This is a genomic window from Streptococcus mitis (genome assembly GCF_047464035.1).
In the GTDB taxonomy this organism is placed as follows: Bacteria; Bacillota; Bacilli; order Lactobacillales; family Streptococcaceae; genus Streptococcus; species Streptococcus mitis_DX.
This window is the reverse complement of record NZ_JASHCQ010000019.1, coordinates 1-12,147: the sequence shown is the minus strand read 5'-3', so window position 1 is coordinate 12,147 and position 12,147 is coordinate 1. Positions and strand designations below refer to the sequence as shown.

At 39.9% G+C, this 12,147-nt stretch carries 10 protein-coding genes; 5 read left to right on the top strand and 5 right to left on the bottom strand.

The window, feature by feature from the left end; genetic code table 11:
• Window positions 1–31: 31 nt before the first annotated feature.
• Window positions 32–1,255 (top strand): FtsW/RodA/SpoVE family cell cycle protein, encoded by a 1,224-nt coding sequence (locus QM818_RS06630; RefSeq protein ID WP_414300057.1) that lies wholly within the window; start codon window positions 32–34, stop codon window positions 1,253–1,255.
• Between the two features lie 10 nt (window positions 1,256–1,265).
• On the top strand, window positions 1,266–1,820 hold the full coding sequence (locus tag QM818_RS06625; RefSeq protein WP_261031558.1) for a DJ-1 family glyoxalase III: 555 nt from the start codon (window positions 1,266–1,268) through the stop codon (window positions 1,818–1,820).
• 277 nt (window positions 1,821–2,097) lie between these two features.
• Here QM818_RS06625 and QM818_RS06620 read toward each other — a convergent pair whose 3' ends face one another.
• Entirely contained in the window at window positions 2,098–3,264 is a 1,167-nt protein-coding gene (locus QM818_RS06620) for an IS30 family transposase (RefSeq protein ID WP_143952561.1), read from the bottom strand.
• A gap of 184 nt (window positions 3,265–3,448) precedes the next feature.
• On the opposite strand from QM818_RS06620, the gene QM818_RS06615 reads away from it, so the two are divergent.
• The 3 genes from QM818_RS06615 (at window position 3,449) to ezrA (ending at window position 7,782) form a co-directional block, all read left to right on the top strand.
• The gene (locus QM818_RS06615) at window positions 3,449–4,012 is read left to right on the top strand and encodes an HAD family hydrolase (protein ID WP_070527877.1); all 564 of its coding nucleotides are present in this window, start codon (window positions 3,449–3,451) and stop codon (window positions 4,010–4,012) included.
• Between the two features lie 14 nt (window positions 4,013–4,026).
• On the top strand, window positions 4,027–5,973 hold the full coding sequence (gene gyrB, locus QM818_RS06610) for a DNA topoisomerase (ATP-hydrolyzing) subunit B (protein WP_000134040.1): 1,947 nt from the start codon (window positions 4,027–4,029) through the stop codon (window positions 5,971–5,973).
• Window positions 5,974–6,054: 81 nt separating this feature from the next.
• The gene (gene ezrA, locus QM818_RS06605; RefSeq protein ID WP_261081418.1) at window positions 6,055–7,782 is read left to right on the top strand and encodes a septation ring formation regulator EzrA; all 1,728 of its coding nucleotides are present in this window, start codon (window positions 6,055–6,057) and stop codon (window positions 7,780–7,782) included.
• 46 nt (window positions 7,783–7,828) lie between these two features.
• On the opposite strand, the gene QM818_RS06600 is transcribed toward ezrA, so the two are convergent.
• The 4 genes from QM818_RS06600 to QM818_RS06585 form a co-directional block, all read right to left on the bottom strand.
• On the bottom strand, window positions 7,829–8,461 hold the full coding sequence (locus QM818_RS06600; protein WP_261081419.1) for a GNAT family N-acetyltransferase: 633 nt from the start codon (window positions 8,459–8,461) through the stop codon (window positions 7,829–7,831).
• Between the two features lie 134 nt (window positions 8,462–8,595).
• Window positions 8,596–8,895, bottom strand: a complete 300-nt coding sequence (locus QM818_RS06595) for a DUF1827 family protein (RefSeq protein WP_033680056.1) — start codon at window positions 8,893–8,895, stop codon at window positions 8,596–8,598.
• Window positions 8,896–8,953: 58 nt separating this feature from the next.
• On the bottom strand, window positions 8,954–9,406 hold the full coding sequence (locus QM818_RS06590; RefSeq protein WP_020902950.1) for an NUDIX hydrolase: 453 nt from the start codon (window positions 9,404–9,406) through the stop codon (window positions 8,954–8,956).
• A gap of 129 nt (window positions 9,407–9,535) precedes the next feature.
• The gene (locus QM818_RS06585) at window positions 9,536–11,794 is read right to left on the bottom strand and encodes an ATP-dependent Clp protease ATP-binding subunit (protein WP_000882498.1); all 2,259 of its coding nucleotides are present in this window, start codon (window positions 11,792–11,794) and stop codon (window positions 9,536–9,538) included.
• Between the last annotated feature and the right edge of the window lie 353 nt (window positions 11,795–12,147).

Below are 12,147 nucleotides of genomic sequence, written 5' to 3'. Positions count from 1 at the left end.
AGTATTGTATGAAAGTATAAGGTTAGTGTATATGAAACGTTCTCTCGACTCTAGAGTCGATTATAGTTTGCTATTGCCAGTGTTTTTTCTACTGGTTATTGGCGTGGTGGCTATCTATATAGCTGTTAGTCATGATTATCCCAACAATATTTTGCCCATTTTAGGGCAGCAGGTCGCCTGGATTGCCTTGGGGCTTGTGATTGGTTTTATCGTCATGCTCTTTAATACAGAATTTCTTTGGAAAGTGACCCCCTTTCTGTATATTTTAGGCTTGGGACTTATGGTCTTACCTATCGTCTTTTATAATCCAAGCTTAGTTGCATCAACGGGTGCCAAAAACTGGGTATCGGTAAATGGTGTTACCTTGTTCCAGCCGTCAGAATTTATGAAGATATCCTATATCCTCATGTTGGCTCGTGTGATTGTCCAGTTTACCAAAAAACATAAGGAATGGAGACGCACAGTTCCGCTGGACTTCTTGTTGATTTTCTGGATGATTCTCTTTACTATTCCAGTCCTAGTTCTTTTGGCACTTCAAAGTGACTTAGGGACAGCTTTGGTTTTTGTAGCCATTTTCTCAGGAATCGTCTTGCTATCAGGAGTTTCTTGGAAAATTATTATCCCAGTATTTGTGACTGCTGTAACAGGAATTGCTGGTTTCTTAGCTATTTTTATCAGCAAGGACGGTCGGGCTTTTCTCCATCAACTGGGAATGCCGACCTACCAAATTAACCGTATTTTGGCTTGGCTCAATCCATTTGACTTTGCCCAAACAACCACTTACCAACAGGCTCAAGGACAGATTGCCATTGGAAGCGGTGGCTTATTTGGACAAGGGTTTAATGCTTCTAATCTGCTTATTCCAGTTCGAGAGTCGGATATGATTTTCACGGTTATCGCAGAAGATTTTGGCTTTATTGGCTCTGTTTTTGTTATCGCCCTTTATCTCATGCTGATTTACCGTATGTTGAAGATTACTCTTAGATCAAATAACCAGTTCTATACCTATATTTCCACAGGTTTGATTATGATGTTGCTCTTCCATATCTTTGAGAATATCGGTGCCGTGACAGGTTTGCTTCCTTTGACTGGGATTCCCTTACCTTTCATTTCTCAAGGGGGATCAGCTATTATCAGTAACTTGATTGGCGTTGGCTTGCTTTTATCGATGAGTTACCAGACAAATCTAGCTGAAGAAAAGAGCGGAAAAGTTCCATTCAAACGGAAAAAGGTTGTATTAAAACAAATCAAATAAGGAGAAAATCATGGTAAAAGTAGCAGTTATGTTAGCTCAAGGCTTTGAAGAAATTGAAGCTTTGACAGTTGTAGATGTCTTGCGTCGTGCAAATATTACTTGTGATATGGTTGGTTTTGAAGAGCAAGTGACTGGTTCGCATGCAATCCAAGTCAGAGCAGATCGTGTCTTTGAGGGTGATTTATCAGACTATGATATGGTTGTTCTTCCTGGCGGCATGCCTGGTTCTGCACATTTGCGCGATAATCAGGCCTTAATTCAAGAATTGCAAAGCTTCGAGCAAGAAGGGAAGAAACTGGCAGCTATTTGTGCGGCTCCAATCGCCCTCAATCAAGCAGGGCTATTGAAAAACAAGCAGTACACTTGTTATGACGGCATTCAAGAGCAAATCCTTGATGGTCAATACGTCAAGGAAACAGTAGTGGTAGATGGTCAATTGACAACTAGTCGAGGCCCCTCAACAGCCCTTGCCTTTGCCTACGAGTTGGTGGAGCAATTAGGAGGAGACGCAGAGACTTTACGAACAGGAATGCTCTATCGAGATGTCTTTGGTAAAAATCAGTAAAACGGGAGTCAAACTCTCGTTTTTTTGCTAAATTCCCAAACTAAGTTCCACCGCTAATCCAAGTGGAAGTTAGTCTGATAAAAATCGTAAAAACCAGTGGAATTCCATGTCAGGGTAAGTTCCACTGGTTTTAAACATGCTTGATTTTATAGATTTTGTAGCCGAAAGGAATCGAAAAAAGAGCGCACAAAATCCCCTCATCTGAAAGCGTTTCAGATTAAGTTCCGCTATGGTGGAAGTTAGTGTGAGACGTTTGAATGGGGTTGAAGATTAGTTTTTAGAACTTATGTTGGAGTAATTTAGACGACTGACAGACGTCTTCTGCAGGTATTTTAGAAATACCTAGAAGTTTAGGAATCTCTTCTCCGTAAGTAAAGGCAAAGAGTTCATAGGCTGACTTTCCATTCAAAGCAGCACGTTTGACACTGTTGACATGCGAACAAACGAGATTGATGTCCTCTTGAGTTAAGTTGTCAAAAGAAGTTTCCTTAGGTAGAATGTCGCGAATCAGCGTGTGATTTTTCTCAATTCTCCCTTTCTGGTCAGAGCGATTAGGGTCACAAAAGAAGAGTTTACTCTCTCCTCGCACATCCATTTCGATGTCATCAACCCTGGCAAACTCTCCACCATTATCTGTCAGGATGACAGGGAAGAGTTGGAAGAAATCTTTGTCCGCTTGGTGAAGAGTGTTCTTGATGTCATAGAGGTGTTTGGTAACCTCAAGGGTAGTTTTATTATCCAGAAGTCTAGCGAAGATAAAGTTACAGAAAGACAGGTTGAAGGTGAGTAGGACTTTACCTCCCATCCTGCCCATAACGGTGTCCATTTCCAGCCAAGAGTTCAGTTGCTTAAGAGCCAAATAATTTTGGAAATCCTCATAGGAACGGCCTTTTTTAGCTTCTTTAGGGATGGAAGGTAGCTTACTTTTCCGTCTTTCTTTGAATTTAACGGCTCTGGCTAGGTCAATAGGAGCGATAGATAGGTATCCTTTTCGGATGTGTCGATAGACGGTTGAGGAGCTGACATCAAGGTTGTGAGTTTTGAGGATATGATAGATGTGTTGGCCCTTTTTAACACCATCAGAAATGACTTTGTCCATGTCCCAGAAGGTCTTGGAATTGAGAGGAGTTCCTTCACGAGCTTCGATAAGAGTTTGTTCGTACTGTTTTTGAGCTTGCTTAGCGAGGTAGAAAATCTTCTTATAGCCACAATTTTGTCTTCTTTTAGGGCAGCCGTTACAGACAAAGGGAGCTTTGTCGAGTAGAGGGCAAGGAAGGTTATGGCATGTAGACTCTCGGATTTGTCTGTTTCGTTTGACTTCTTTAGAAACAGTAGTCGGGTCTTTTAGAATGGATTGTCCAATAGCTTTGAAGGTTTCACTGCGCTCTAAGCCTAATTGGATATCATTACGGTCTGAAAGGGTAAGGTGTTTATGTTTTGTCATAGTGAGCCTCATTTCTAACTCAAACGTCTCACACTTAATTCCACCATAAAAATCCGTTTTAGACTAATTTCCACTTTGGTCAGGCAAGTGGAAGTTACTTTGAGAAGTTACGCTCTCGTTTTTTTATGTGGAAAACTCAGGGAAATCATCGCTTTTTTAAGGAAAAAATGGTATAATGAAAGCTATGAAATATCACGATTATATCTGGGATTTAGGTGGAACTTTACTAGATAATTACGAAACTTCAACAGCTGCCTTTGTTGAAACATTGGCATTGTATGGCATCACACAAGACCATGACAGTGTCTATCAGGCTTTAAAGGTTTCTACTGATTTTGCGATTGAGACATTCGCTCCCAACTTAGAGAATTTTTTAGAAAAGTACAAGGAAAATGAAGCCAGAGAGCTTGAACACCCGATTTTGTTTGATGGAGTTTCTGATTTATTGAAAGATATCTCAAATCAAGGTGGCCGTCATTTTTTGGTCTCTCACCGAAATGATCAAGTCTTGGAAATTTTAGAAAAAACCTCTATAGCAGCTTATTTTACAGAAGTGGTGACTTCTAACTCAGGCTTTAAGAGAAAACCAGATCCTGAGTCCATGATTTATTTAAGAGAAAAGTATCAGATTACCTCTGGTCTTGTAATTGGTGATCGACCGATTGATATCGAAGCCGGGCAAGCTGCAGGACTAGCTACCCACTTGTTTACTAGTATCGTGAATTTAAGACAAGTATTAGACATGTAAGAAAAAGGAAAAAGATGACAGAAGAAATCAAAAATCTGCAGGCACAAGATTATGATGCCAGTCAAATTCAAGTTTTAGAGGGCTTAGAGGCTGTTCGTATGCGTCCAGGGATGTATATCGGATCGACCTCAAAAGAAGGTCTTCACCATCTAGTCTGGGAAATTGTTGATAACTCAATTGATGAGGCCTTGGCAGGATTTGCTAGCCATATTCAAGTCTTTATTGAGCCAGATGATTCGATTACAGTTGTTGATGATGGACGTGGTATTCCAGTCGATATTCAGGAAAAAACAGGTCGACCTGCCGTTGAGACTGTCTTTACTGTTCTTCACGCTGGAGGAAAGTTTGGCGGTGGCGGATATAAGGTCTCAGGTGGTCTTCACGGAGTGGGGTCCTCAGTTGTTAACGCCCTTTCAACTCAATTAGACGTTCATGTCCACAAAAATGGTAAAATTCATTACCAAGAATACCGTCGTGGTCATGTTGTCGCAGACCTTGAGGTGGTTGGAGATACGGATAAAACGGGAACAACAGTTCATTTTACACCGGATCCAGAAATTTTCACTGAAACAACAACATTTGACTTCGATAAATTAAATAAACGGATTCAAGAGTTGGCCTTTCTAAATCGTGGTCTTCAAATCTCCATCACAGATAAGCGTGAGGGGTTAGAACAAACTAAGCATTACCACTATGAAGGTGGGATTGCTAGTTACGTTGAATATATCAACGAGAACAAGGATGTCATCTTTGATACACCAATCTACACAGATGGTGAGATGGATGATATCACAGTTGAAGTAGCCATGCAGTACACAACGGGTTACCATGAAAATGTCATGAGTTTCGCCAATAATATTCATACCCATGAAGGTGGAACGCATGAACAAGGTTTCCGTACCGCCTTGACACGTGTTATCAATGATTATGCTCGTAAGAATAAGTTACTAAAAGACAATGAAGACAACCTGACAGGGGAAGATGTTCGCGAAGGATTAACTGCAGTTATCTCAGTTAAACACCCAAATCCACAGTTTGAAGGACAAACTAAGACAAAACTGGGAAACAGCGAAGTAGTCAAGATTACCAATCGCCTCTTCAGTGATGCCTTCTCCGATTTCCTCATGGAAAATCCTCAAATTGCCAAACGTATCGTGGAAAAAGGGATTTTAGCTGCTAAGGCTCGTGTGGCTGCCAAGCGTGCGCGTGAAGTCACTCGTAAAAAATCTGGTTTGGAAATTTCCAACCTTCCAGGGAAACTAGCAGACTGTTCTTCTAACAATCCTGCTGAAACAGAACTCTTCATCGTCGAAGGAGACTCAGCGGGTGGATCAGCCAAATCGGGTCGTAACCGTGAATTTCAGGCAATTCTTCCAATCCGCGGTAAGATTTTGAACGTTGAAAAGGCAAGTATGGATAAAATTCTAGCCAACGAAGAAATTCGTAGTCTTTTCACAGCGATGGGAACAGGATTTGGAGCAGAATTTGATGTTTCGAAAGCCCGTTACCAAAAACTCGTTTTGATGACCGATGCCGATGTCGATGGAGCCCACATTCGTACCCTTCTTTTGACCTTGATTTATCGTTATATGAAACCAATCCTAGAAGCTGGTTATGTTTATATTGCCCAACCACCAATCTATGGTGTCAAGGTTGGAAGCGAGATTAAAGAATACATCCAGCCAGGTGCAGATCAAGAAATCAAACTCCAAGAGGCCTTGGCCCGCCACAGTGAAGGACGTGCCAAACCAACCATTCAGCGTTATAAAGGTCTGGGTGAAATGGATGACCACCAATTGTGGGAAACAACCATGGATCCAGAGCATCGCTTGATGGCCAGAGTTTCTGTGGATGATGCTGCAGAAGCAGATAAAATCTTTGATATGTTGATGGGGGATAGAGTAGAGCCTCGTCGTGAGTTTATCGAAGAAAATGCTGTCTATAGTACACTTGATGTCTAAAAAATCGGGAGAAGTAGTTCCCTTGGTCTAAAAAATATGATATAATCATTACGATTGTTTCAAGTAAAAAAGGAGTTTAATATGTCTGCTAGTCTAGTAATTTATTTGATAATTGCAGTTGCAGTTTTATTGGTCATTGCTTATGCTATCGCAATCTATGTAAGGAAGCGCAATGAAAGTAAACTAGCAATTTTAGAAGATAAAAAAGAAGAACTGTACAATCTTCCAGTTAATGATGAAGTTGAAGCTGTAAAAAATATGCACTTGATTGGACAAAGTCAGGTGACTTTCCGTGAATGGAACCAAAAATGGGTTGACCTATCTCTTAACTCTTTTGCAGATATCGAAAATAATCTTTTCGAGGCAGAAGGTTATAACAACTCATTCCGTTTTTTCAAAGCTAGTCATCAAATTGACCAAATCGAGAGCCAAATTACCTTGATTGAAGAAGATATTGCGGCAATTCGCAATGCCTTGGCAGATTTGGAGAAACAAGAGTCTAAAAATAGTGGACGTGTTCTTCATACCTTGGACTTGTTTGAAGAGTTGCAACACCGAGTTGCTGATCATTCTGAAGAATATGGCCAAGGTTTATCTGAAATTGAAAAACAATTGGAAAATATCCAATCAGAGTTTTCTCAGTTTGTAACTTTAAATTCGTCAGGTGACCCAGTAGAAGCTGCTGTGATTTTGGATAATGCTGAAAATCATATCTTGGCTTTGACACATATTGTTGATCGTATACCAGCAATTGTAGCAACATTATCTAAAGACCTACCTGATCAACTGGAAGATTTAGAAGATGGCTACCGTAAGCTTTTAGATGCTAATTATCATTTTTCTGAGACAGATATTGAAGCGCGTTTCCAACTGCTTTATGAAGCTCTCAAGAAAAATCATGAGAATATTGCGAAACTAGAATTGGATAATGCAGAGTACGAAAATACTCAAATCCAAGAAGAGATTAATGCACTTTATGATATCTTTACACGAGAAATCGCTGCTCAAAAAGTAGTAGAAGGCTTAGTTACAACCCTTCCTACATATTTGAAACACATGAAAGATAGTAATGCTGTTTTAGTGGAAGATATTCAACGATTGAGTAACAATTACCTACTATCTGAAACGGATGTTAGTCATGTTCATAGATTACAAGCTGAGTTAGAATCTTTAGAAGAATCTGTATTGGAATTAACTTCTGAACAAGAGGAATATTCTGAGCCTTATTCATTGCTTGAAGATCGTTTGGAAAACTTACAAGCGACTTTGAAGGAAATTGAAGATGAACAAGTTGCGGTTAGTCAACGTCTTGCTCAGATTGAAAAAGATGATATTAATGCTCGCCAGAAGGCAAATGTTTATGTTAATCGTCTTCACACAATTAAGAGATATATGGAAAAACGCAATCTTCCAGGTATTCCTCAGAGTTTCTTACAGTTGTTCTTCACAGCAAGTAATCATACAGAGGAGTTGATGGCTGAACTTGAAGAAGCCCAGGTCAATATCGAAGCTGTGAACCGTATGCTTGAAATTACGACAAATGATATGGAAGAACTTGAAGAAGAAACCTATAATATTGTTCAATATGCAACGTTGACAGAACAATTACTACAGTATTCAAACCGTTATCGCTCATTTGATGAACGAATTCAAGAAGCCTTTAATGAATCATTAGAAATTTTTGAAAAAGAATTTGATTACCATGCTTCATTTGATAAGATTTCGCAAGCTTTGGAAGTTGCAGAACCTGGTGTAACCAACCGTTTTGTCACTTCATATGAAAAAACACGTGAAACAATTCGTTTCTAATATAATAAAAAGATTTGGTTCTGTGAGAAGCAGAACCAAATCTTTTTTATTTATTCATTGTTTTTAAAAAAGCCCAGTTACCAATTGATCTTGAACCGTATTCCAGATCCATAAAGTTTAGTACTATATAATTGTTTTTTTCGTAGAATGAGGTATTTCTAGCTGTACTAGTTATGAGGCCCAAGCGCTTACAGCCTTTTGATTTGACATAGGGTTCAATTCCTTGTTTCAAAAATGTACTGCCTATTCCTAGCCCTTTATTTGATACATTGACAGCTAAGGCCATCAAATACCAATCAAACTCTCCAGATTCTTCTAAATGCTTTTTGGAACGTTTTACAAAGTCAAAGTATTTAAGGAGATTTTGTGGTCGAATGTAGCGAAAAATGTTTGTTCCACCATTTCGTAGATAGGATAGTATACAGAAATCCTTTTGTTGCAAAAGGGCAACTGCTAGTAATTCTCCATCTTGTTCCGCAACTAAACAGTTTCCCTTCTTAATATAGACTCTAGTAAGCAGAATTTGCAACGTTTCTACAAAAGCAGGATAGGAGTCAGGTTTCTTCAAATCATCAGTTATAATCGTTAAAAAGGGATAGTCAAGAAAGGAATTGGCTAATAATTTTCCAATTTTTTCGTATTCTTCAAGTCTTGCCTCTCGATATATCATGTCTCCCATGCTTGTCTCCTTTGTTAGCCATAAAACCATGAATGATAGGATTTCAAGATAAAAAAATGGAGATGATTTAAAAAGCAAGTTAGAACCCAACTCTGTGCTATAAGGTTCAATAGCTTTCAAATCTCTCCAAGATTTTATTTGGTCGGAATTGAAATTCCAATTAATTTCTCTGAGTAGAGTGTCTTGATATTGGCTTCATCAATAGAGTCCTTATTAATTTTACGTCTCAAGAAAAAGTCTTGAATGGCTTCAATTTCAGACTCGCGAATAGCGCGGTGTTTGTTTGAGATGAGGATTTCATAGTGAAGCGGAGCTTGGGTAAAAATAACATCTGTATTCCCTGCAGAATAGACCTCAACAAGGGTTGCATCGGTACTTTCTAGCTGGCTTTTAACAAGTTGCGAGTGTGAGTTTGTCGTATTGATTAGCTTCATAACATTTCCTCCGATTTTCTAATTCTATTATAGCACTTTTTGAATAAAGTGGCTGGATTTAGTCAATCTTATGCTGTTTTTTCCATGATTGGATTGCCCATTTATGGCTACCACGTTTGAGATTTTCAATAGCTTCATCAATAGGGAACCAGGCAATATGATTAAAGTCTTCTAGTGGCTTTTGCACTTCTTTGAAAGAAGTTGCTTCATAGAGGTAGGCAGGATTGTAGTAGTAGGTGTCACGATGACGAGAGTAGAAATATTCGTCAGCTTGTCCGTAATAGGCACCAATTTCAGCTGTGAAGCCAAGCTCTTCAATCAATTCACGTTTTAGGGCTTCCTGATGGTTCTCACCAGCTTCAATTTCGCCACCTGGTAGGAACCAAGCGCCATTGGGTGCTTGAACAAGAACAATTTGTTTTTGTTCAGCATCAGGTATAACTGCATATACGCCATAGCGTGAAACATAGTCTGTATTCGCTTTTTTTTCTCCGAAAGTTGGGTTTGCCATTGCATTTTCCTCATTATCTATTATCTTTATTATTATCTTAATGGACAAAGGCCTAGCTGTCAAGAATTTATAGTTATTTTAGTAAAAAGGAGCAGAAAATTTTCATTTTCTACTCCTTTTCTATAGGATTTATACTTCTTTTTCAGAAGTCTTTACTTCAGCTTTTTTGGCAGATTTGATTTGAATGTTACCCTTGCTGGTCATCACTGCCTTGAGGTCTTTTTCGCTTGGATTTTCAAGGTAGTAGTCAGTGATTGCGTCCTCAATATAGTCTTGAATAGTACGACGAAGTGGGCGTGCTCCCATTTTTGGATCATAACCAAGGTCAACCAATTTTTCCTTGACCTTGTCGGTTACATCCAAATGAATGTTGTTGCTAGAAAGACGTTTGTTAACATCTGCAAGCATAAGCTCGACAATCTGAAGGAGGTTATCTTTGCTGAGAGCCTTAAATTCGATAATACCATCAAAACGGTTCATAAACTCTGGGCTAAAGAAGTTACCGAGTTCACCAAGAACAGAGTTGGTACGTCCTTCTCTAGCAGCACCAAATCCAACGCTAGCTTCTGCCTTACCTGTACCTGCATTTGAAGTCATGATGATGATGGCGTCCTTGAAGCTAACGGTACGTCCTTGTCCATCTGTTAAACGACCATCGTCCAAGACCTGGAGGAACATATGCATGACATCTGGATGGGCTTTCTCTACTTCATCCAAGAGAATAAGAGAGTAGGGATTGCGGCGGACTTTTTCAGTTAATTGCCCAGCCTCGTCATAGCCGACATAACCTGGAGGGGCACCGACTAATTTCGCCACACTGTGTTTTTCCATATATTCACTCATATCAAAGCGAATCATGCTGTCAGCAGAACCAAAGAGTTCGATAGCTAATTGTTTGGAAAGTTCTGTCTTACCGACTCCAGTTGGCCCAACGAAAAGGAAACTTCCGATTGGGCGGTTAGGGGTACCGAGACCGACACGATTACGGCGAATAGCCTTGGCAATCTTATCGACAGCATCATCTTGTCCAATAACATGAGACTTGAGGTCTTCGGCTAGATGGATGAGTTGAGATTGTTCTTTCTCTTTTAAATCACCAACAGGAATATTGGTTTTCTGCTCGATAATGTGCTCAATGGTTTTCTCACTAATGATAGGAGTATCTTGGTCTGTGACCTTTTTCTTTTGCATTTCCTTATACTTGGCAATCTGGTCACGGAAGTAGGCGGCCTTCTCAAAATCTTCTTCTCGTGTAGCTTGAGATTTAAGATTTTCAGCCTCAATCAAGCGCTGATCGATTACTTTAGGATCCACAAAATTCAAGGTCAAGTTCATCTTAGAACCAGCTTCATCTAGGAGGTCAATGGCCTTGTCAGGCAAGAAGCGATCTTGGATGTAGCGATTGGACAGAGTTGCAGCTGCTTCAATTGCAGCATCGGTATACTGAACGTGGTGGTAGTCTTCGTATTTCTTTTGAATGCCTTTGAGGATAGTAATTGTTTCCTCCACTGTTGGTTCATCCACTTTAACAGGTTGCATACGACGCTCTAGGGCTGCATCTTTTTCAATGATACGGTATTCATTGAGGGTAGTAGCACCGACCAATTGCAGCTCTCCACGAGCAAGGGCGGGCTTGAGGATATTTCCTGCATCCATATTGCCATCGCCCGCAGAACCAGCACCGACAATTTCATGGATTTCATCGATAAAGAGGATGATGTCCTCACGTTTGCGAATTTCTTCCATGAGTTTTTGCATGCGTTCTTCAAATTGTCCACGGATACCCGTTCCTTGAACTAAGCTAACCACATCCAGACGGATGACTTGTTTTCCTTGTAGTTTATGGGGAACATCTCCATCAACTATTTTCTGAGCTAGACCTTCGACAACGGCAGTTTTTCCGACACCTGGTTCACCGATAAGAACAGGATTATTCTTGGTTCTGCGATTGAGAATTTCTATGACACGGATAATCTCATCGTCGCGCCCAATAACGGGGTCAATATCTCCACGACGGGCAATTTCAGTTACGTTGATACCAAATTCTTCCAGTAGGCCTTTTTCTTGGCTTGGTGGAGGAGTTTGAGCAGGTCCACGATTTTGGGAACCATAACCGCCATTTCCACCGTAACCTCCACCTGATTGGGTTGGGGGAGTCGGAGGAGTATTGTTAGAAGGCCTGAAATTGTTTAGGTCATTGAAGAAATCACCAAAGGGATCAAAGTCACGATTGTTCAGATCCGTAATACCTTTAAAGAGGCTATTGTTAGGATCTGTCTTGATAATCTTATAGCAGTTTTGACAGAGGTCAATTTGTTTTTGCTTTCCATTGAGATTGGTATAAAGATGAATCGTTGAGTCATTGATTTTACAGTTTTGACAAAGCATACATCTACCTCATTTCTTTATTTAGCCTGACCTGTTTAATGGTCAAAAATAGTCAAATTTCTATACTCTCATTATAACAGGATTGGGGTGTAAAGCAAGTAAAAAGATTGCAGCTTTGAGAAGTTGTTACAATGAAGAACTTTGTGGATTTGGACTATAAAAAAATCCTATTTGTGAGACAAAAAGGATTTTGGTTAGACATGCAGGGTGTAATCCCAGCTTGTTTTGTATTATGTGACTATTAGTCCGTCTCGCTCCGTTAGGTGCGAGACAAAACAACCACCCGCTATGCGGGTGCGCGTCGAAGGTTATACCAAAAAAACTCCGAACGCGATACAATAAAGGTGTTCAAG